The 20,935-nt window shown below is 68.6% G+C and carries 21 protein-coding genes; 11 read left to right on the top strand and 10 right to left on the bottom strand.

Going from position 1 to position 20,935, the window contains the following annotated elements; all coding sequences use genetic code 11:
* The first annotated feature begins 9 nt into the window (after window positions 1-9).
* A complete protein-coding gene (ahcY, locus tag ACFV9C_RS08820) occupies window positions 10-1,443 on the top strand; it encodes an adenosylhomocysteinase (RefSeq protein ID WP_380191861.1) in 1,434 nt (477 codons plus the stop codon).
* A gap of 45 nt (window positions 1,444-1,488) precedes the next feature.
* Here the strand turns inward: ahcY and ACFV9C_RS08815 are convergent, their stop codons facing one another.
* Window positions 1,489-2,427, bottom strand: coding sequence for an RDD family protein (locus tag ACFV9C_RS08815; RefSeq protein WP_380191859.1), 939 nt, complete (start codon window positions 2,425-2,427; stop codon window positions 1,489-1,491).
* A gap of 71 nt (window positions 2,428-2,498) precedes the next feature.
* Between ACFV9C_RS08815 and ACFV9C_RS08810 the strand changes: the two genes are divergently transcribed.
* Window positions 2,499-3,494, top strand: coding sequence for a stage II sporulation protein M (locus ACFV9C_RS08810; RefSeq protein WP_380191858.1), 996 nt, complete (start codon window positions 2,499-2,501; stop codon window positions 3,492-3,494).
* Between the two features lies 1 nt (window position 3,495).
* Here the strand turns inward: ACFV9C_RS08810 and ACFV9C_RS08805 are convergent, their stop codons facing one another.
* Genes ACFV9C_RS08805 through ACFV9C_RS08790 form a run of 4 tightly spaced genes read right to left on the bottom strand, consistent with a single transcriptional unit; the run spans window position 3,496 to window position 7,359 of the window.
* Complete coding sequence (locus ACFV9C_RS08805; RefSeq protein WP_380191856.1) at window positions 3,496-4,236, bottom strand: DUF899 family protein; 741 nt, start codon at window positions 4,234-4,236, stop codon at window positions 3,496-3,498.
* A gap of 38 nt (window positions 4,237-4,274) precedes the next feature.
* Window positions 4,275-5,861: an ABC transporter permease gene (locus ACFV9C_RS08800; protein ID WP_380191855.1), complete on the bottom strand. Its 1,587-nt coding sequence runs from the start codon at window positions 5,859-5,861 to the stop codon at window positions 4,275-4,277.
* Entirely contained in the window at window positions 5,858-6,754 is an 897-nt protein-coding gene (locus tag ACFV9C_RS08795; RefSeq protein ID WP_380191853.1) for an ATP-binding cassette domain-containing protein, read from the bottom strand. Before ACFV9C_RS08795 ends, ACFV9C_RS08800 begins: the two co-directional genes overlap by 4 nt.
* A gap of 2 nt (window positions 6,755-6,756) precedes the next feature.
* Complete coding sequence (locus tag ACFV9C_RS08790) at window positions 6,757-7,359, bottom strand: TetR/AcrR family transcriptional regulator (RefSeq protein WP_380191851.1); 603 nt, start codon at window positions 7,357-7,359, stop codon at window positions 6,757-6,759.
* Between the two features lie 171 nt (window positions 7,360-7,530).
* Here ACFV9C_RS08790 and ACFV9C_RS08785 point away from each other — a divergent pair, with 171 nt between their 5' ends.
* The 8 genes from ACFV9C_RS08785 to ACFV9C_RS08750 are packed head-to-tail and all read left to right on the top strand — an operon-like array spanning window position 7,531 to window position 15,001.
* The gene (locus tag ACFV9C_RS08785) at window positions 7,531-9,318 is read left to right on the top strand and encodes an ABC transporter substrate-binding protein (RefSeq protein ID WP_380191850.1); all 1,788 of its coding nucleotides are present in this window, start codon (window positions 7,531-7,533) and stop codon (window positions 9,316-9,318) included.
* Window positions 9,315-10,337 (top strand): ABC transporter permease, encoded by a 1,023-nt coding sequence (locus ACFV9C_RS08780; protein ID WP_380191849.1) that lies wholly within the window; start codon window positions 9,315-9,317, stop codon window positions 10,335-10,337. Before ACFV9C_RS08785 ends, ACFV9C_RS08780 begins: the two co-directional genes overlap by 4 nt.
* Window positions 10,334-11,218, top strand: a complete 885-nt coding sequence (locus tag ACFV9C_RS08775) for an ABC transporter permease (protein ID WP_380191848.1) — start codon at window positions 10,334-10,336, stop codon at window positions 11,216-11,218. Before ACFV9C_RS08780 ends, ACFV9C_RS08775 begins: the two co-directional genes overlap by 4 nt.
* Complete coding sequence (locus tag ACFV9C_RS08770) at window positions 11,218-12,195, top strand: ABC transporter ATP-binding protein (protein WP_380191846.1); 978 nt, start codon at window positions 11,218-11,220, stop codon at window positions 12,193-12,195. Before ACFV9C_RS08775 ends, ACFV9C_RS08770 begins: the two co-directional genes overlap by 1 nt.
* 3 nt (window positions 12,196-12,198) lie before the next feature.
* Window positions 12,199-13,146: an ABC transporter ATP-binding protein gene (locus ACFV9C_RS08765; protein WP_380191844.1), complete on the top strand. Its 948-nt coding sequence runs from the start codon at window positions 12,199-12,201 to the stop codon at window positions 13,144-13,146.
* Between the two features lie 22 nt (window positions 13,147-13,168).
* Window positions 13,169-13,510: an ArsR/SmtB family transcription factor gene (locus ACFV9C_RS08760; protein ID WP_380191842.1), complete on the top strand. Its 342-nt coding sequence runs from the start codon at window positions 13,169-13,171 to the stop codon at window positions 13,508-13,510.
* On the top strand, window positions 13,503-14,306 hold the full coding sequence (locus ACFV9C_RS08755) for a VOC family protein (RefSeq protein WP_380191840.1): 804 nt from the start codon (window positions 13,503-13,505) through the stop codon (window positions 14,304-14,306). Before ACFV9C_RS08760 ends, ACFV9C_RS08755 begins: the two co-directional genes overlap by 8 nt.
* Window positions 14,303-15,001, top strand: a complete 699-nt coding sequence (locus tag ACFV9C_RS08750) for an aminoglycoside phosphotransferase family protein (protein ID WP_380191836.1) — start codon at window positions 14,303-14,305, stop codon at window positions 14,999-15,001. The genes ACFV9C_RS08755 and ACFV9C_RS08750 overlap by 4 nt, the downstream gene beginning before the upstream one ends.
* Here ACFV9C_RS08750 and ACFV9C_RS08745 read toward each other — a convergent pair.
* Genes ACFV9C_RS08745 through ACFV9C_RS08725 form a run of 5 tightly spaced genes read right to left on the bottom strand, consistent with a single transcriptional unit; the run spans window position 14,979 to window position 20,020 of the window.
* On the bottom strand, window positions 14,979-16,226 hold the full coding sequence (locus ACFV9C_RS08745; RefSeq protein ID WP_380191834.1) for a DUF58 domain-containing protein: 1,248 nt from the start codon (window positions 16,224-16,226) through the stop codon (window positions 14,979-14,981). The genes ACFV9C_RS08750 and ACFV9C_RS08745 overlap by 23 nt on opposite strands.
* Window positions 16,227-16,270: 44 nt before the next feature.
* Entirely contained in the window at window positions 16,271-17,242 is a 972-nt protein-coding gene (locus ACFV9C_RS08740; protein ID WP_380191832.1) for an AAA family ATPase, read from the bottom strand.
* Complete coding sequence (locus ACFV9C_RS08735; protein WP_380191831.1) at window positions 17,239-18,378, bottom strand: DUF4350 domain-containing protein; 1,140 nt, start codon at window positions 18,376-18,378, stop codon at window positions 17,239-17,241. Before ACFV9C_RS08735 ends, ACFV9C_RS08740 begins: the two co-directional genes overlap by 4 nt.
* Entirely contained in the window at window positions 18,375-19,004 is a 630-nt protein-coding gene (locus ACFV9C_RS08730; protein WP_380191830.1) for a DUF4129 domain-containing protein, read from the bottom strand. Before ACFV9C_RS08730 ends, ACFV9C_RS08735 begins: the two co-directional genes overlap by 4 nt.
* On the bottom strand, window positions 19,001-20,020 hold the full coding sequence (locus ACFV9C_RS08725; RefSeq protein WP_380191828.1) for a hypothetical protein: 1,020 nt from the start codon (window positions 20,018-20,020) through the stop codon (window positions 19,001-19,003). Before ACFV9C_RS08725 ends, ACFV9C_RS08730 begins: the two co-directional genes overlap by 4 nt.
* Window positions 20,021-20,248: 228 nt before the next feature.
* On the opposite strand from ACFV9C_RS08725, the gene mtrA reads away from it, so the two are divergent.
* Window positions 20,249-20,926, top strand: a complete 678-nt coding sequence (gene mtrA / locus ACFV9C_RS08720; RefSeq protein WP_380192308.1) for an MtrAB system response regulator MtrA — start codon at window positions 20,249-20,251, stop codon at window positions 20,924-20,926.
* Window positions 20,927-20,935 lie beyond the last annotated feature (9 nt).

The raw sequence follows: 20,935 nt of genomic DNA, 5'->3' as shown, positions 1-20,935 counted from the left end.
GGGAGCGGCATGACCTTCGACTACAAGGTGGCGGACCTCGGGCTCGCCGAGTTCGGGCGCAAGGAGATCCGGCTGGCCGAGCACGAGATGCCCGGCCTGATGGCGATGCGCCAGCAGTACGGCGACAGCAAGCCGCTGGCCGGCGCGCGGATCATGGGCTCGCTGCACATGACGATCCAGACCGCGGTGCTGATCGAGACGCTGACCGCGCTCGGCGCCGAGGTGCGCTGGGTCTCGTGCAACATCTTCTCCACCCAGGACCACGCGGCCGCCGCGGTCGTCGTCGGCAGCGGGACCGCGGAGTCCCCGGCCGGTGTCCCGGTGTTCGCCTGGAAGGGCGAGACGCTGGAGGAGTACTGGTGGTGCACCGAGCAGGCGCTGACCTGGCCGGGCGGTGAAGGTCCGAACATGATCCTCGACGACGGCGGCGACGCCACCATGCTCGTCCACAAGGGCACCGAGTTCGAGAAGGCGGGCGCCGTACCGGACCCGGCGACCGCGGACTCCGAGGAGTACGGCGTCGTCCTGAAGCTGCTCACCCGCACGCTCGCCGAGTCGCCGTCGAAGTGGACGACCATCGGCCAGGGCATCAAGGGTGTCACCGAGGAGACCACCACCGGCGTGCACCGGCTGTACGAGATGCACAAGGCCGGCGCGCTGCTGTTCCCGGCGATCAACGTCAACGACTCGGTCACCAAGTCGAAGTTCGACAACAAATACGGCGTCCGGCACTCGCTGATCGACGGCATCAACCGCGCCACCGACGTCCTGATCGGCGGCAAGGTCGCGGTCGTCTGCGGGTACGGCGACGTCGGCAAGGGCTGCGCCGAGTCGCTGCGCGGTCAGGGCGCCCGGGTGATCGTCACCGAGATCGACCCGATCTGCGCGCTGCAGGCCGCGATGGACGGGTACGAGGTGACGACGGTCGAGGACGTGGTCGGGATCGCCGACTTCTTCGTCACCACGACCGGCAACAAGGACGTCATCACCGCCGACCACATGGCCGCGATGAAGCACCAGGCGATCGTCGGCAACATCGGCCACTTCGACAACGAGATCGACATGGCCGGGCTGTACAAGGTGCCGGGGATCGAGCGGGTCAACATCAAGCCGCAGGTCGACGAGTTCCGGTTCGCCGACGGTCACACGATCATCGTGCTGTCCGAGGGGCGGCTGCTGAACCTGGGCAACGCGACCGGGCACCCGTCGTTCGTGATGTCGAACTCGTTCACCAACCAGGTGCTCGCGCAGATCGAGCTGTTCGTGAAGACGGCCGACTACCCGACCGAGGTGTACGTGCTGCCGAAGCACCTCGACGAGATGGTCGCCCGGCTGCACCTCGACGCGCTCGGCGTGAAGCTGACCGAGCTGACGAAGGAGCAGTCCGCGTACCTCGGCGTACCGATCGAGGGCCCGTACAAGGCGGAGGCCTACCGCTACTGAGATCCTGAAACACCCCCGTGCCTTTGCTTGGTGCGGGGGTGTTTTTCAGTTCTCGTTGCTGCCCGGCGCAGCCCAGCCCTGCGCGTTCACCGCGGCAGGCCGGGAATGTGCGGGGGGAGCGGGCGGCGCGAACAGCCCAGGCGGAGCTGGTGGCGGCATCAGCCCGTACGGGTTCGGGGGCGCGAACGGCCCTGGCGGGACGGCGTACGTGGTGAAGGGGCCGGTGCGTTGGGTCGAGAGGCGGTGGAGTTCGCGGCGGCGGCGTTCGGCCAGTACGGCGGACAGGTAGGCGGGCGCGATGATCGGGTGTGGGGGCTGGGGCGCGGTCGCGGCGGCTACCCGGGCGGCCAAGGCCTCGCCGAGGGCGTACTGCGGGCCGGGGAGGAGCTCGGTGTACCGCGCGAGGTAGTCGCGGGCCGTGTTCGCCAGGTCGTCGGACAGCCGCGACAACTCGAGCGACTGCGCCCACTGCACCAGTGGACCCGGGACGAACAGCGGCGGTGACGCCATCGGCTGTTGCCGTTCGCGGATCACGACCGTACCGGCGACCATGTCCCCGATCCGCTTGCCCTGCTTGTTCATCAGGCTCGCGACGATCCCGGGACTCGCCGCGAACCACGGCGCGAAGTCCACGAACAGCCACATCAGAGTCCGTACCAGCGCGTGCCGGAAGCGGATCGAGCTGCCGTCGTCGCGGACCACCTTCAGCCCCAGCACCATCTTCCCGATCGTCCGCCCGCGGGTCAGGGTCTCCATCACGACCCGGTAGCCGATCAGCACCAGCAGCACGGTGATGAAGATCAGCGCGACCGCCAGCGCCTCACTGGTGCGCGTACCGAACAGGAACCCGGCCAGCAGACCGACCAGTACGACGAGCACGATGCCCTGGAGCAGTACGTCGATCGCGCACGCCAGCGCCCGCGTCGGCATCCGGGCGATCCGCACCTGGAGGACGACGGCTTCACCGGTGACCAGCTGAGACACGTACGTCGCCCCCCTCCTGCGTAGACACTCGGTCCGGTTAGTCTGCCATCAGACGGGTGGAGGAGGTGGCTGTGGACGTAGAAGCGTTTGTGTCGGTGCATCAGCCGCAATGGGACCGACTCGCGCTCCTGACCCGTCGCCAGCGCCGTCTGACCGGTGCTGAGGCCGAAGAGCTCGTAGTGCTCTACCAACGCGTCGGCACGCACCTGGCCGCGCTCAGAGCAGCCGGTGCGGACCCTGTGTCGATCGGCCGCCTGTCCGGGCTCATAGCGGACGCCCGTGGTGCGGTGACCGGAGCACAGGCTCCCGTCTGGCGGGACATTTCGAAGTACTTCCTCGTGAGCTTCCCGGCTGCGCTGTATGCGTCCAGACGCTGGTGGATCACCATTGGCCTGCTCTTCTACCTGGTAGCAGCCTGGACGGCCTGGCGGGTGCTGGCACATCCGGAGGTGGTCAGCTCGATCGCTACGCCGGAAGAGATCAAGCAGCTCGTTAACCACGACTTCCAGTCGTACTACTCGGACAACCCCGCGCAGGACTTCGCCTTGCGCGTGTGGATCAACAACGCGACCATCAGCGCCGCCGTACTGGCCCTTGGCATCCTCCTCGTCCCATCTGTCTTCATCCTGTGGGACAACGCGATGAACCTCGGCCTGAGCGCCGGGCTGATGATCGCGAACGACAAGGGCGGCCTGTTCTTCAGCCTGATCACGCCGCACGGCCTGCTGGAGCTGACAGCGGTCTTCATCGCGACAGCCGCCGGCCTGCGCCTCGGCTGGTCCTGGATCGTCCCCGGTCCGCGCACCCGCATGCAGTCCGTCGCCCAGACCGGCCGCGCCACCGTCGGCATGGCGATCGGCCTCGCCGCAGTCCTCCTGGTCACCGGCCTGATCGAAGCGTTCGTCACCCCGTTCCTCCCCGCCCCGGTCCGCGTCACGATCGGCATCGTCGTCGAACTCGCGTTCTTCGCGTACGTCTGGACCTTCGGCCGCCACGCCCACCACCACGGCGAGTACGGCGACATCGACGAGTCCGACCGCGAAGCAACCGCCCCGGTCTCCGCCTGACTCAGGTCAGGTCGTCCGAGCGGCCGGCCGCGATCCGGGACCACTGGGCGATCGGACGGCCGTCGATCACCTTCGGGGACTGCGGCGGTTCGGCCCACTGCTTCGGCCAGCCGGCCGGCGAGTCCTCGTACGGTTCCTGGCGGCCGTAGATCGTCAGATCCATCAGGGCGTAGTTGTTGTCCATCACCTCGACGCCACGCATCGTCGTCCAGTACGTCTCGTAGACGCGGTCGCCCTGGCGGACGTAGGCGGTCAGGTACATCTGCCCGATGGTGCGGCCGACGAGTAGCTGCTCCAGGGAGCCGAGGGCGGAGTACCAGGGCATCTTCCAACCCATGAAGTCGTAGTACGCACGGCTCTCGGTGTACGGACCCTGGCAGAAGACGGCGAACGTGATGTCGCGGGACTGCAGGTACGAAATCTCCTGGATCTGGCCGGCACACCACGTGCAGCCCGGGCACTGTTCGGCGGCCCGGTGGCCGGTGTGCCACATGTAGTAGTACGCGAGCAGCTGCTTGCGGCCGTCGAACGCGTCGAGCAGGGTGACCGGCCCGTCCGGACCGGTCACGGTGAGGTTCGCGTCGACCTCGACCATCGGGAGCCGCCGTCGGTGCGCGGCGATTTCGTCTGCTGCGCGAGTGTGTGCCTTCTCGCGGACGCGCAGTTCTTCGAGGTCCGCGGTGAACGTCGTACGGTCGACGACCGGCGGGAGGGCTGTGCTGTCGTGGATAGCTCGCTTCATGTCGGTACGTCGGAGTCGGCCGGGCGTTCTCGACAAGGTCAGGCAGGTAGGTCGCGGCGGCGTAGGCCGATCAGGCCCGCGAGGCTGACCAGGAGGGCGATCGCCAGCAGTACGACGAGGGGGCCGGCCGAGACCGATCCGCCTGGTAGCGACGGGAGGTGGCTGAACGGCGAGAGGTCGCGGATCCACTGCGCGGTCGCGACACCGGCGCTGACCAGCCCGATCAGGATGCACACCGCCGGGCCGGCCCAGGACGCCATCGACGCCTGCGGGAAGAACCCGAAGATCGCGATCGTGATCGCGGCCAGCACCCACACCGCCGGCAACTGGACGAGCGCGGCACCGATCATCCGCGGCAATTGCCCGCCGACGTCGCCGATCGCGAGGCCGTACGCCAGTCCCTGCATGACCCCCGCCGCGAGCAGCGCGACGGCCGGACCGAGCAGGCTGAAGACGAGGTGGCTCGCGGCCCACTGCCAGCGGCTGGTCGCGGTCGCCACCAGCGGCTCGACCCGCCCGCCGCTCTCCTCGACCCGCATCCGCAGCGTGGCCTGAACGGCGTACGCCGACGCGATCAGGCCGACCAGCACCATCACGCCGGCCAGGAACGAGTCGATCAGCCCGGCCGCGCCGCCCATCCGCCGGAACATCTCCTGGATGGTCGGATCGTCGCGCATCATGTCGCCGACACCCTTGGCGACCCCGCCGAACAGCAGGCCCAGCAAGGCGAATCCGGCCGTCCACGCCACCAGCAGCCCGCGGTGCAGCCGCCAGGCCAGCCCGAGCGGTGACCCGATCGTCCCGTCCGCCGGACCGAGCCGATCCGGGAACAGCCCCGCGCCGACATCCCGCCGTACGGCAAGACTCACCGCCACAGCCACCAGCAGTACGGTCACGGCCGCGATGACGGCCCCCAACCACCAGCGGTTCTGGGCGTACGGATGAATCTGCTGTGCCCAACCGATCGCTGAAATGTACGACAACCACGCGAGCGGACCGTCCGTATGCGCACTGGTATCACCCGCGGCCCGGAGCACATAGGCCGCCCCGAGCACACCGATCGCAATCCCACGGGCCGTTCCCGCGCTCGCGGTCAGCTGTGCCGCGACCGCGCCGACGCCCGCGAACAGCCACCCGGTGCCGGCGTACTCGATGCCGATGGCAACCGATCCGGCGAGCGGCAGGTGCTGGCTGTGCATGCCGAGGGCAAGCAGTACGGCGAGCGCGACGTTCGCGCCGAGGACCACGGCCAGCGCGGCCGCGAGCTGCGCGTGCCGTCCGACAACGGTTGCCCCGAGCAACTCGCGGCGCCCGGTCTCCTCCTCGACGCGGGTGTGCCGGATGATCGTCAGCAGGCTGATCAGCCCGACCATCACCGGCACGAACCCGAGCCGCCAGGTGACGAACTCGCCGAGCGACGGCCCGGAAAGCTCGCCGTACAAGGTGATGAAGCCCGCGTTGCTCGCGTACTTGATCCGCCCGTCCGGCGTCGGGAACAGGTCGCCGTACTGCTTCACGTAGCTGACCGAGATCGCGACCAGCAGCACGATCCACAGCGGCAGCACGATCCGGTCGCGCCGCAGGATCAGCCGGATCAGGCCGCCGGTTCCCGCGAGCGACGTCATTTCACGGCCTCGGGTTCGTACAGCCTGAGGAACAGCTCCTCGAGCGACGGCGGTTGACTGACCAGACTCCGTACGCCGATCTCGGTCAGCCGGCGCAGGACCGGGTTGATCTCGTCGGTGTCGACGTCGAACCGGACCCGCCCGTCGTCCACCTGCAGGTCGTGGACGCCGCTGAGCTGCGCGAGACCGTCCATCGGGCCGGCCAGCTCCGCCTGGATCGACGTCCGGGTGAGGTGCCGCAGCTCGTTGAGCGTGCCGCTCTCGACGGCCCGCCCGGCGCGGATGATCGTCACCCGGTCGCACAGCGCCTCGACCTCGGACAGGATGTGGCTGGACAGCAGCACGGTGCGGCCCTCGCGGTCGCTGAGCTCCTGCACGACCTCGCGGAACACCTCCTCCATCAGCGGATCCAGGCCGGAGGTCGGCTCGTCGAGCAGCAGCAGCTCGACGTCCGAGGCGAACGCGGCGACCAGCGCGACCTTCTGCCGGTTGCCCTTCGAGTACGCGCGCGCCCTCTTCCGCGGGTCCAGGTCGAACCGTTCGAGCAGCTCGGCCTTGCGCTTCTTGTCCACCCCGCCGCGCATCCGGCCGAGCAGGTCGATCGCCTCGCCGCCGGACAGGTTCGGCCACAGCGTCACGTCGCCAGGTACGTACGCGAGCCGCCGGTGCAGGGCGGTCGCGTCCGACCACGGGTCGCCGTCCAGGACCGTCGCCGTACCGCCGTCGGCACGGGTCATTCCGAGCAGGATGCGAATGGTGGTGGTCTTCCCCGCGCCGTTCGGGCCGAGGAATCCGTGCACCTCACCGGTTCGCACCGTGAGATCGAGACCGTCCAGGGCGTGGGTCCGCCCGAACCGCTTGACCAGACCTTCCGTGCTGATCGCAGCCGGCATGATCACTTCTCCTGTTTCCGCATGGTGTCGACTTGTTCCTGGGTGAGCAGGGGGATCGTGAAGACCTCCATCAGGGCCTGCCCGATCCGGTTGTAACCGTCCAGCGTGGTGATGTCCTCGCCGATCGCCTTCGAGACGTGGTCGCGGAACACGAACACGCTGAGCTTGATCGCCGCCAGCGCCGCGGCGTACCCGCGGCGGTCCTTCGGTTCGATCCCGTACGCCATGGTCCATTCCTCGACCGCGTCCACCCCCTCGAGGAACAGCGCGGTCGCCGTCTCGGAGCCGTCCATCATCGACCGGACGATGTACAGCTGCAGCGGGAACGCGACCGGGTGCAGCGCCAGCGGATCGAGTCCGCTCAGATCGTGGTCCTGCGTGAGCTCGGCCCCGATCTGCAGCATCCGCTCCTTCGCGTACCGGTCGCAGGCCGCGCGCAACGACTCCTTCGACCCGAAGTGGTGCCGCACCAGCCCCGACGAGACGCCCGCCGCGGCCGCGATGTCGCGGATCGACGCGCCCTCGATCCCGCGTTCCCCGAACAGCCTGATCGCCGCGTCCCGAATCCTGGCCCGCGCCGTCAGGTCCTCAGCCCGCCGATCCATCCCAGCTCCTCTCCCTACACACAACAGCAAACTACTACACGATCGTGTAGTCAAGTGGAAAGAAGATTACTTACGTGTGACAAAGATTGGTATCTCGTTGACAGGACAGCGCTTGCTGGTGAGAGTTCTTCCCCAAACACCAACACCGGCTGGGGAAGGTGGGTGGCCCGAATGCGGAAGTGGCTGGCGGTGCTGGCGGCGTTGTGTCTGCTGGCGGTAGGACCGGGTACGGCGGTTGCGGCCGAGCCCGGGCAGAAGACAGTGATCAAGATCGGCGTGACCCAGTCGGTCGACTCGATGAACCCGTTCCTGGCCGTGCGGCTGGTGACCGGGTCGATCCAGCGGCTGATCTACGGGTTCCTGACGGTGCCGGACTCGAAGACGCTGCAGCCGAGCCCGGATCTCGCGGAGTCCTGGACGACGTCGCCGGACGGGCTCACCTGGACCTTCAAGATCCGCGAGGCGAAGTGGTCGGACGGGCAGCCGATCACGGCGGACGACGCGGCCTGGACGTTCAACAAGATGATGACCGACGACGGCGCGAAGACCGGGAACGGGCCGGCGGTGGAGAACTTCCGGAGCGTCACCGCGAACGGCCAGGAGCTGACCATCAAGCTCAAGACCCCGCAGGCGTCGATGCTCGACAACCCGGTGCCGATCATGCCGAAGCACGTGTGGGAGAAGATCAAGGACATCTCGAAGTACGACGGGGAGACGTACCCGACCGTCGGGAGCGGGCCGTACGTCGCGGTCGAGCACAAGAAGGACCAGTTCGTCCGGCTGGAGGCGAACCCGGACTACTGGCGCGGGCGGCCGAAGATCGACGAGCTGCAGATCATCTTCTACGACAACCCGGCCGCGTCGATCGTCGGTCTGAAGAAGGGCGACATCGACCTGATCGGCCGGCTGAACCCGCCGGACTTCGAGTCGCTGAAGGGCGACGACAACATCGTCCAGTGGAACACCCAGGGCCGGCGGGCGGCGTACCTGCAGATCAATCACGGTGCGACCACCAGCGACAACAAGCCGATCGGCGACGGGCATCCGGCGCTGAAGGACCCGCGGGTCCGGACCGCGCTGCACTACGCGATCGACAAGCAGAAACTGGTCGACGAGGTGCAGGGCGGGCTGGCGAAACCGGCCGACGGGTCGATCATCCCGCCGCTGTACAAGGACTTCTTCTGGGAGGCGAGCGGCGCCGAGAAGGTCACGTTCGACCCCGCCAAGGCGAACAAGATCCTCGACGACGCCGGCTACAAGAAGGGCCCGGACGGCGTCCGGACGATGCCGGACGGGTCACGGAAACTGCAGTTCCGGTTCAGCATCCACACCGATACCCCGATCGAGGACAAGCTCGCCGAGTACCTGACCGGCTGGTTCAAGGACATCGGCATCACACTGACCACGAAGCGCCTGGACTCCAGCAAGTTCACCGAGGAGACCGGGACGACCGCGCTGTTCGACATCGCGATCAGCGGCTGGTCGGTGAACCCGGACCCGGAGGAGGTGCTCGCCACGCACCTGTGCAGCCGGCGGCCGACCGCGACCGGTGAGGGCGGCGGGACCGAGTCGTTCTACTGCGACCCGACGTACGAGAGCCTGTACCTCCAGCAGCAGAAGGAACTCGACCGGACGAAACGCGCCGGCATCATCAAGAAGATGGAGGAGCGGCTGTACGTCGACGCGCCGGTGATCGCGCTGTACTACCCGAACGACCTCGAGGGCTACCGCAAGGACCGGATCGCCAGTATCACGCCGATCCCCGAGGACAAGGGCCTGCTGTACGGCGGCTCCGGGTACTGGCCGTTCTACACGCTGGAGGCGGTGTCGACGGACGCCAAGTCCGGCGGCGGATCGAACGCCGGGCTGATCGCGGGCATCGCCGGCGGGATCGTCGTACTCGCGGCCGCCGGGTTCTTCCTGATGCGCCGCCGTGGCGCGGCCGACGAGCGCGAATGACGACTGTTGCGGAGGAGTTGGAGCAGTCACCGGCCCGCCACGGTCTGCTGCGGTACGCGGCGACCAAGGCGGGTGGGGCGCTGCTCAGTATCGCGATGGTGATCGTCGCGACGTTCTTCCTGTTCCGGCTGCTGCCGGGCGACCCGGTGCGCGCGCTCGCGCAGGGCCGGAACATGACGCCCGAGCAGCTGGACCTGGAGCGTGCGCGACTCGGCCTGGACAAGCCGGTGCCGGAGCAGTTCCTGCACTTCATCGGGCAGACACTGCGCCTGGACCTGGGCGTTTCGTACGAGTACAAGCGCCCGGTCCTCGATCTGATCGGCGAGCGGCTCGGCTCGACGCTGCTGCTCGCCGGTACGGCGCTGGTGATCGCGGTCAGCCTCGGCCTGTGGCAGGGTGCCCGCGCCGGCTGGAAGCCGGGAAGCCGTTTCGACAAGATCTCGACAGCGATTTCCCTGGTGCTGTGGTCGGTGCCGACGTTCTGGCTCGGGCTGTTGCTGCTGATGGTGTTCGCCGCCGGCATCGGCCCGATCCCGGGGATCTTCCCGACCCGCGGCAGTTCGAGCGTGGACAAGCCGGACGGGTTCGCCGGCGTGCTGGACGTCGGGCAGCACATGGTCTTGCCGTGCCTCACGCTGGTCGCGGTGGTGTACGCGCAGTACCTGCTGGTGATGCGGTCGTCGGTGATCGACGAGGTCGGCCAGGACTACATCACCACGGCGCGGGCGAAGGGGTTGCGCGATGACGACGTACGCCGGAAACACGCCGTTCCGAACGCGCTGCTGCCGACCGTGACGCTGGTGTTCCTGCGGATCGGTTTCGTCGTCGGAGGTGCCGTGACGGTGGAGGCGATCTTCAGCTGGCCGGGGCTCGGGCAGCTGTTCTACGAGGCGATCCGGGTGCCGGACTTCACCTTGATGCAGGGCACTTTCCTGCTCATCACCGTTTCCGTGATCGTGATGAACACGCTGGCCGACGTGGTCTATCACGTCCTCGACCCGAGGGTGCGGTCCGCATGACTAGCGTCGCGTGGGTACGGCGGAGACGGGCTTTCGGAAACTTCTGGAACGACTTCCGGAAACGCCGCGCCGGGGTTGCCGGGCTGGTGATCCTCGGCGCGGCGGTCCTGCTGGCGCTGGTCGCGCCGCTGTTCATCGACGCCGGCGTGACGAACGTCGTCAGCGGGACCGGCGCGAAGCTGGCGCCGCCGAGCCTCGACCATCCGCTCGGCACCGACGAGTCGGGGCGCTCGGTGCTGCTGATGATCTGGTGGGGTTCGCGGACGTCGCTGCTGATCGGGTTCCTCGCGGCGCTGCTGAGCATGGTGATCGGGACCGTGCTCGGGATCGCGGCCGGGCATTTCCGCGGCTGGACCGGCGCGGTGATCCTGCGCGTAACGGACTGGTTCCTGGTACTGCCGTCGCTGGTGACGGCGCTGGTCCTCGCGGCGATCCTCGGCGGCTCGACCGCGACGATCATCGTGGCGATCGGCGTCACCTCGTGGCCGTCGACCGCGCGGCTGATCCGGGCGCAGACGCTGGCCGTCGAGGCCCGCCCGTACATCGAGAGGTCACTGGCGCTCGGGGCCGGGCACTGGCACATCGCGACCCGGCACGTGCTGCCGAACGTCGCACCGTTGCTGCTGGCAAGCACCACGCTGGAGGTCGCGAGCGCGATCGTCACCGAGTCGACGCTGGCGTTCCTCGGCGTCAGCGCGAACAAGACCTCGTGGGGCACGATGCTGCGCGGCTCCTACGACTGGGGCGCCGCGACCGCCGGTGCGTGGTGGTACATCCTCGTGCCAGGCCTGTGCATCGTCACCGTGGTGATGGCCTTCACCTTGTGTGGAAGAGCTCTGGAGACCGTGCTCAACCCACGCCTACGCACCGGAGCCGCCTGATGCTCACACTTGACGAGCTCTCCGTCACCTACCGAATCAGTTCTGGGCGAACGGGGCGTGCCGAATCAGGCGGCGCACTCGGTGAGGTTCCCGCGGTGCGTGGGGTTTCCTTGGATTTGGCCGCCGGAGAAGCCCTCGGACTGGCAGGCGAGTCGGGCTCCGGGAAATCCTCCGTGGCATTGGCTCTGCTCCGGCTGCTGCCGCGGTCGGCGGTCGTCGGCGGACGGGTGCTGCTCGACGGCGAGGACGTATTCACGATGAAATGGGGCCTGCTGCGCGCGGTCCGCTGGTCGTCCGCGTCGATCGTGTTCCAGGGCGCACAACACGGCCTCAACCCGGTACGCCGGATCGGCGACCAGATCGCCGAACCGCTGCTGGTACACAAGCTGGCCTCCGGCGCGGCGGCCGACGCCCGCGTGAAGGAACTGCTCGGTCAGGTCGGCCTGCCGTCCTGGCGGGCGCGCAGTTACCCGCACGAGTTGAGCGGCGGCCAGCGGCAACGCGTGATGATCGCGATGGCGCTGGCCTGTGCGCCGCAGCTGATCATCGCGGACGAGCCGACGACCGCGCTCGACCTGATGGTGCAGGCGCAGGTGCTGACGCTGATCCGGCAGCTGATCGCCGAACACGGGATCTCGCTGCTGATGATCTCGCACGACCTCTCGGTGCTCGCCGACGTCTGCGACCGGTTGGCGGTGATGTACGCCGGCCGCCTGGTCGAGGTGGGGCCGGCGGAAGGGGAGTTCAGGCATCCGTACAGCCAGGCGCTGGCGGCCGCGTTCCCGACGGTCGGGGATCCGGCGTCGCGGCTGGCCCCGCGCGGGCTGGCCGGTGATCCGCCGGATCCGCAGCGGCTGCCGGGCGGGTGTGCGTTCCATCCGCGCTGCCCGGTCGCGGTCGAGGAGTGCGCGAGTACCGACGTACAACTGCTGGTGTCGGGTGACCGGGCGGCCGCCTGTGTCCTGGTGGGGGAGTGACTCTTGCTCGAGGCAACTGATCTGCAGGTCGAGTTCCCCGGTCGCGGCGGGCGCCGGGCGCGGGCCGTCGACGGTGTGAACCTGTCCGTCGGTGCGGGCGAGATCGTCGCGCTGGTCGGCGAGTCCGGGTGCGGCAAGACCACCCTCGCCCGCACCCTCCTCGGCCTCGAACGCCCCACCACCGGCCACATCACGTACGACGGCACGCCCCTCAACTACTCCACCCGCGCCCTCCGCGCCTTCCGCCGGCAGGTCCAGCTCGTTCTCCAAGACCCCATGGGTTCCCTCAACCCCCGCCATACCGTCTATGAAGCAGTAGCCGAAGGGCCTCGTATCCACGGCTTGTCTGACGAGGAATCCGTCGTGACCTCCGCGCTGGCGCAGGCTGGATTGCGGCCGCCTGAGCGGTTCTTTCAGCGGTATCCGCACGAGTTGTCGGGTGGGCAGCGGCAACGGGTGGTGATTGCGGGGGCGTTGGCGTTGGAGCCGAAGGTGCTGATCGCGGACGAGCCGGTCGCGTCGCTGGACGCCTCGGTGCGCGGTGAGATCCTGGCGTTGCTGCTGAAGCTGCGGGACGAGCTCGGGCTGTCCGCGCTGGTCGTGACGCACGACCTCGGGCTGGCCTGGAACATCGCCGACCGGGTCGCCGTCATGTACCTCGGCCGGATCGTCGAGTCTGGCCGTACCGAAGACGTCCTCACCAACCCGCAGCACCCGTACACGAAGGCCTTGCTGAGCGTCCTCCCGGAGTCCCCGGCCCGCATCGTCCTCACCGGCGAACCGCCCGACCCCACCCGCATCCCCACCGGCTGCCGCTTCCACCCCCGCTGCCAACTGGTCGCCGCCGGCACCGGCTCAGCTGCCTGCACCACCACCCCTCTCCCGATCCTCCCGACCACCACGGACACTCAGGTCGCCTGTCATTTGGTTCCAGCAGTTGACAATAGTTAACAGCTGATAGAACTATTGCCGTATGGCGCAAGATCAGGTGGATCGGTTCTTCGAGGTACTGGCTGATCCGACGCGACGGCACGTGGTGCAACTGCTGGGCGATGGCCCGCAACGCGCCGGCCAGCTGGCTGCCGCGACCGGGACCTCCTCGCCGGCGATGAGCCGGCATCTGAAGATCCTGCTGGCCGCCGGCCTGGTCGCCGACGAGCGCGTCCCCGACGATGCGCGGGTCCGCGTGTTCCGGCTCAACCCCGAGCCCGTCGTCGCCGTACAGGCCTGGCTCGACCAGGTCCAGGCGCACTGGCGCGACCAGCTGGGCGCCTTCAAACGACACGTCGAGCAGAAGGAGAAGTCCGATGACTGAACCATCCGCAACCGTCGCCGTCGAGGTCCCCGTCGATCCCGCGACCGCGTTCAAGGTGTTCACCGAAGAGATCGACCTGTGGTGGGTCCGCGGCCCGATCAACTTCTTCGACGCCGCGCGCGCCACCGCGATGCGGATCGAGCCCGGTGTCGGCGGCCGCATCCTCGAGGTCTACGCGCCGCCGGACGACGTCCTCGAGCTGGGCCGGATCACCGACTGGGAGCCCGGCGAGCTGTTCGCGTACCGCAGCTCGGTCGACGACACCGAGATCCGGATCGACTTCGCGGAGAGCGCCGAGGGCTGCCGCGTCACCGTCGTACAGTCACTGGTCCAGGGTGGCGAGAAGGCGTTCTACTTCTGGCCGAACGTCATCTCCTGGCTGCCCGCGTGGGTCGCCCGGCGGGACACCGCGCCGAGCGTTCCGCGGGAGCTGGACCGGCTCGCGATCGCCTTGTACTACGAGGATCCGGCCGCCGCGGCGCGCTGGCTGCACACCGTGTTCGACCTCGACTCGTGGGACCGGATCCCGGCCGAGGGGACGGATCCGGCCTGGATCGAGCTGCAGGTCGGCAGCCGCGGGATCCTGCTGTTCAAGCTGACCGAGAAGCGGACGGCCCAGCTGGATCACGGGATCTGGGTGTATGTCGACGACCTGGATGCGCACTTCGCGCACAGTCAGGAGAGTGGCGCAAAGATCCTCTCGGAGATCCATCAGCACGGGTACCGCTGCTACGAGGCGGAGGATCTCGAAGGGCACCGCTGGACCTTCCTCCAGGCTCGGCCGACGATGCAGTGATCGAGCAACCTCTCGCGGGCGGCCGTCTGACGCCCGGCGTGGTGCGGGTCGGCGACACGGTACGCCGGCCCGCGTCGGAGCGCTCATCCTTCACCGCCGAGCTCCTGGAACTCCTTGCGGACAAGGATTTCACGCCGAACTACCTCGGCCAGGACGAGCACGGCCGCGACATCCTCACCTACCTCGAGGGCGACGTACCGTCCAGGTATCAACGGTGGGACGACCAACAAATAGCCGCGGCCGCCGCGATCCTGCGCGCCTTCCACGACGCCACCCGAGACTCGCACCTGGCCGGCGACCACCAGGTCGTCTGCCACCACGACCCCGCACCCACCAACTTCGTCTTCACCGACGGCCTGCCCACGGCCTTGTTCGACTTCGACCTGGCCGCCCCCGGCAACCCACTCGAAGACCTCGGCTACGCCGCCTGGACCTGGTGCATCGCCTCCAAACACGCCGACCCCACCCGCCAAGCCCACCAGGTCGCCGTCCTGGCGAACGCCTACGGCTTGGACGACACCACCCAACTCATCGACGCAGTTCTACAGAGCCAACTGGACAACGTGCAGTTCTGGCTGGACAGACCGTGCGACGCCGGACCAGAACGCATCGCCTGGTCCTACAGCGAACACGCTTTTGTCACAGCCAACCGCGCCGTCTTCGAGGCAACCCTCACAGCCGGCCGGCCTTCTTGAGGGTTAGGTAGGTGTCGGCCAGGGCCGGGGCGATCTTTTCTGGTGGTTCGTCCAGCACGGTGACGCCGGCGCGGGTGAGCGTGGCCGTCAGCCGCTCTCGGTCCAGCCGGGTGCGGGCCGCGGACGCGGCGCCGTACACCTCGACAAGGTCCCCGCGGGTCGACTCCAGTTCGGTCAGCCGCGGGTCGGCGACGGACGCGAGCAGTACGACGTGCCGCCGCAGCAGCGGGCCGATGACCGGCAGCAGCGACTCCTCGATCGCGGCTGGGTCGAGCCCGGTCAGCAGCACGACCAGCGAGCGCTGGCCGAGACGTTCGAGGACCTGCGAGACGACGATCCGGAAGTCGGTCTGGACGAGTTCGGCCTCGACGTTCGCCAGCGCGTTCACGAACGACGGCAGCACGTCCTCCGGGGCGGGCCGGCGTACGTCCGCCCGTACGGCGGAATCGCAGGCCAGCAAGGAGACCCGGTCGCCCGCGCGGGTGGCGAGTGCGGCCAGCAGGAGGGCGGCGTCCATCGCGTGGTCCAGCCGCGGCGCGTCGCCGACCCGGCCCGCGGACAGCCGGCCGGAGTCGATCACGATCGCGACCTGCCGGTCCCGTTCCGGCCGCCAGGTCCGCAGTACGACGTTCCCGCGCCGCGCCGTGGCCCGCCAGTCGATGCTGCGTACGTCGTCACCCGGTACGTAGTCCCGCAGCGAGTCGAACTCCGTCCCCTGCCCGCGCACGAGCAACGCCGTACGCCCGTCCAGCTCCCGCAACCGTGCCAGCCGCGACGGCAGGTGCTTACGACTCTTGAACGGCGGCAACGCCCGCACCGTCCACGGCACCTGGTGCGACCCCTGCCGTCCCGCGAACCCCAATGGTCCGATGGCTCGCACCGTCACCCGGCTCGCCTGCCGGTCGCCGCGCCGTGTCGGCACCAGGTGGGTCGTCACGCGACGCCGTTCACCCGACGGCAGGTCCAGCTTGTGCGGCGGATCCAGTACGCCCGCAGACGGCGGCCACGCGTCCCGCAGGAGCCCCCGCACCCGGCGGCCCGGGTTGGTGACCAGCATGGTCACGACAGCCTGCTCACCCAGCCGTACGGCGTTGTCGCCGTCCCGGCTGAACTGCAGCCGCCGGGGAGACCCGGCCAGCAAGATGTCCACAAGACACACCAGAAGCACGGCTCCGACGACCACACCGATCCCGGCCCACGACGGCATCACCAGGGCGACAAACACAACCCCAGCTGCTGCCAACAGGGCGGCCCGGCCGGTAAGAACCATCAGCGTGGGACCGGGACTGTTGCCAGGACGCTCTCAAGGACGGCGTCGGCGCTGACACCCTCCAGTTCAGCCTCCGGGCGCACCTGCACCCGGTGCCGCAGACAAGGACGCGCCATCGCCTTCACGTCATCAGGAATCACGTAGTCCCGGCCGGACAGCCAAGCCCACGCACGGGAGACCGCCAGCAGCGCGGTGGCTCCACGCGGCGACACCCCGAGCTGCAGGGACGGTGACTGACGCGTTGCGCGGCACAGGTCCACGACGTACGCCAGGACGTCCTGCCGGACCGCAACCTGGCGTACGGCGTTCTGACCGGCCAGCAGGTCCTCCGGTCCTGCGACCGGACGGAGGCCTGCGCCTTCAAGATCGCGCGGGTCGAAGCCTTGCGCGTGCCGAGCGAGTACGGCGATCTCCGCGTCGCGGGGCGGGATGTCCAGCGTCACCTTGAGCAGGAACCGGTCCAGCTGCGCCTCCGGCAGCGGGTAGGTGCCCTCGTACTCCACAGGGTTCTGGGTGGCGGCCACGACGAACGGGACCGGCAGCTTGCGCGGTTCGCCGTCCACGGTGACCTGCCGCTCCTCCATGGCCTCCAACAGCGCGGCCTGGGTCTTCGGTGGCGTCCGGTTGATCTCGTCGGCCAGCAGGATGTTCGTGAACACCGGGCCGCGGCGGAACTCGAACTCCGACGTCTTCGCGTCGTACACCAGCGAGCCGGTCACGTCACCCGGCATCAGGTCGGGAGTGAACTGCACACGCTTGGTTTCCAGGCGCATCGCTGTCGACAGAGCCCGCACCATCAGCGTCTTTGCCGTACCAGGAACGCCTTCCAGCAGCACGTGGCCGCGGCAGAGCAGGGCGAGCACCAGTGCGGTCACTGCGGTGTCCTGTCCGACCACCGCCTTGCCGATCTCGGTCCGGAGCGCGACCAGCGCCTGCCGGGCCTGGTCAGCGGTGACCTCGGTAGTCGTCACGGGTGTCGTACCTCCTGCGTCAGTACGTCGAGTTCCTGGGACAAGGACATCAGAGCGGCGTCGGTGAGCGGCGGGAGGCCGTAGAGCAGTTCGTACAGCATGGCCGGATCCCGGTTGGTCCGTGCGGAGACCGTGGCGACCACAGCCGACGGATCGGCCCGCCGGGGGATGCCGTGCGCCTTGTGCAGTTGGCCGAGCGCTGACTCGCGAAGAGCGGCCGCAGCACGGTCACGGGCTCTTGAACGCCGGTAGAGCCGCGCCCGGCCCTCCGTGGTCTCGGCTGCGTGCACGATCACCGGCAGCCGCTCAGCCACGACAGGGCCGAGCCGCCGCCCGCGCCAGATCGCCACCACCAGCACAGTGAGCGCCAACGCCCAGCCGATGTAGCGGACATACGGCGGAATCACCGGCGGACCGCCCTGTCCTGGCGTGACGCCGTGGGACTGGTACTGCGGCAAGTACCACGTCAGGTCCTTGTGGGTGCCGATCAGGTTGAGCGCCAGCGCCGCGTTGCCGTCGTCGGCCAGCTGGTCGTTGGTGAACGACTGCGCCGTACCAACCACGTCGATGATCCGGTCGCCGAGCTGCAACCGCACCACCGTGTTGTAGATACCGTCGCCGTAGCAGCCGGTCGCCGCGTCCGGCGCGCTGTACGTCGGCCCGCTGACCGTCGCCGTACCGGCCTTGACCGCGGCCGGCAGGCTGCAGCCGGGCTGGCGGCTACCGGACGAGATCGAGTCGCCGCTCAGCTGAACACCTGGTGCGAGTGCCTGCAATGCCTGGCTGCTGGGCCGGATCAGCACGACATGGCTCCACTCCGCCTGAGCGATCCGCTGCCAGTCAGAAGGATCCAGGAACCCGGACGGCCCCACCAGCAGCGTCTTGCCATCACCTGGCTGCGTGGCGTCGTCCAGTGACTCAGTGCCGTGTACGTCGACGTTGTGCTTCTTCAGCAACGCCGACAGCGCACGTGCTCCGTCAGTCTTCGTGGAGTCCGGGCTGAACGTTCCTGTGGTCTGCGACGAGGTGGCGATCAGTACGACGATCGCGGCCAGCACGATGAGACCTGTCACCAGCAAGGGCGTCCGCAACGCCCGCCAGCTCTCAACGACGCCCCGTGCCTCCGACGTACTCATACGGCCACCCGTGCGGTCCGTGCGGCGTTGTCAGCCGTCACGACAGCGGCGTACCGCTCCGGTGTGCCAGGACGGTTGCCGTAGACAACCTCCGTGAACACCTGTGCGGCCGGCTGCAGCACGTCCCGCAGTACGGGCGCTGCCTTGGCCGCGTCCGTGACCACCTCGTACGCCGTACGTCCGGCCCGCTCGTCGAGGACGGTCCGCTCGGTCAGCTCGGCCACACACGCCCGGAACCGGCTGCGGATCGCCAACGCGAGGTCACCGGCCGCGGCCTCCCGTTCGGCCTGGGCACGGTACTCCGCCGCGGTCTGCGGCCTGGCCGTGTCGAAAACGGCCTGCGACTTCACCTTCTTGCTGGTCCGCAGCACACCGGCTCGCCAGAGCACCACAACGACCACAAGGAGCAGCAGACAGATCAGGACGGCCAGACCGGCGTGGCCGTTCGGAGAGGTGCCGTTGAGGCTGTCCAGCAGGTCCTTGATCCAGTCGACGACCTTGCCGAGTGCCTTGCTGATCAACGAACTCGAATCCCGGTACGTCGACTTTGACAGCTCCTCGGCCGCCTCGCGGGCGGCCTGGTCCCGGTCGACGTCGACCGGCGGTTCCAGCGGGAAGAGGATCACACGCTCTCCCCGGATCGCAGCGCCGGACGCATCCACAGGTCGAGGCCTTCCCGCCGGACCCGCAGGTCCAGGTAGATCAGCGCCTGGACGGCGGACATGAACGCGAGGCTCGCGATCACCGCCATCAGCGACGCCGTACCGACCGCGACGCCGAGCACGATCGTCACCACCGTGGCGCCGGTACTGCCGTCCGGCCCGGCCCAGTTGCCGACCGTGAGCGTCAACGAGGTGACCCCGAACTGCAGGGCGTAACTGATGATGTTCACCACCAGCCCGCCGAACAGCAGGATCCCGAACACCCGCCAGAACTTCCCGCGCACCAGCCGCCACGACCGCCGCAGCGCACCCCAGACACCCACCCGTTCGGGAATGTAGAGCCCGATGTCCGGTGAGTGCCGCCCCTCCATCAGTACGACGGTCCCGGCCAGCACCAGCCGGATACCGAAGATCAGCACCAGCACCCCGCCCACCAGCATCATCACCAACGCCACGGCGCCCGCGACGTCGGAAGAGATCGCCGCGTCCGCACCGGAGCCGATACCGAGCACCGCGAGGCCCCAGCCGCCGATGAGCAGGACGAACGACAGGGACTGCATCAGACCGACAGCGGCGAGTGCAGGCAGCGCAGGCCGCACCAGCCGCATCAGCTCCCGTGGCCCGGCTCGGTGCGCCAGCTGGCTCCGTACGGCGGCCAGGGCGATGATCCCGGCCAGCATGCTCGACACCACCGAGAACAGCACCACCTGGACGCCGTACGTCAGCAGCAACGCCGCACCGGCCTGTCCGAACGGGTCGTTCGCCCGGAAGAACCCGGCCAGGCCTCCTGGTACGGCGACCTCGGTCAGCACGGCCTGCAACGCCAGCAACGCGATCCCGGCCAGCACCGGCAGGCCCAGCATGATCGTCTTGTTGTCGGAAATGGTCCGCGCCGCGTTGTCCAGCAGGTCCGCGGGCAGCCAGGGCCGCAGCGGTTCCGAGGCCACGTCGTCGTGCAGAGTCATGTTCTGATCGGCCATCGGCGGACCCTCCTCCCTGCCTGACGAGTTGTGGTGGACCCCGAACGTGCACCATGATCCCGGATGATCACAGCCCAACTCGGGGTCACACGGCGATCCGGCGTGTGCACTACCGCGGGAATGGGACACTATCCGTAGTGCGTACGGCCTGGCACCCGCCGCGCGCATTCCGATCGGTCGGCAAGCGGACGGCAAGGAGCTATGGGCGTGGCAGACGGTAACCGGACGATGCGAGGCCGGGTCCTCATCGTCGACGACGACACCGCGTTGTCGGAGATGCTCAGCATCGTGCTGCGCAACGAGGGCTACGACACCTATCTGTGCGCGACCGGTGACAAAGCGGTACCGGCGTTCCGCGAGTTCAAACCGGACCTGCTGCTGCTCGACCTGATGCTGCCCGGGATGGACGGGATCGACGTCTGCCGGGCGATCCGGGCCGAGTCCGGCGTACCGATCGTGATGCTGACCGCGAAGAGCGACACCGTGGACGTGGTGCTCGGGCTGGAGTCGGGTGCCGACGACTACGTGGTGAAGCCGTTCAAGCCGAAGGAGCTGGTGGCCCGGATCCGGGCCCGGCTGCGCCGGATGGACGAGCCCGGCCCGGAGTCGCTGGCGATCGGCGACCTGACCATCGACGTCGCCGGCCACTCGGTGAAGCGGGCCGGCGAGACGATCCAGCTGACGCCGCTGGAGTTCGACCTGCTGGTCTGCCTGGCGTCGAAGCCCTGGCAGGTGTTCACCCGCGAGGTGCTGCTGGAGCAGGTCTGGGGGTACCGGCACGCCGCCGACACCCGGCTGGTGAACGTGCACGTGCAGCGGCTGCGCTCCAAGATCGAGAAGGACCCTGAGCACCCGGAGATCGTGGTCACGGTCCGCGGTGTCGGATACAAGGCTGGTGCGGACTGATCGAGTACG

The sequence above is a fragment of the Kribbella sp. NPDC059898 genome, from assembly GCF_042730855.1.
Taxonomy (GTDB): Bacteria; Actinomycetota; Actinomycetes; order Propionibacteriales; family Kribbellaceae; genus Kribbella.
This window is presented reverse-complemented; position numbering and strand designations above follow the sequence as displayed.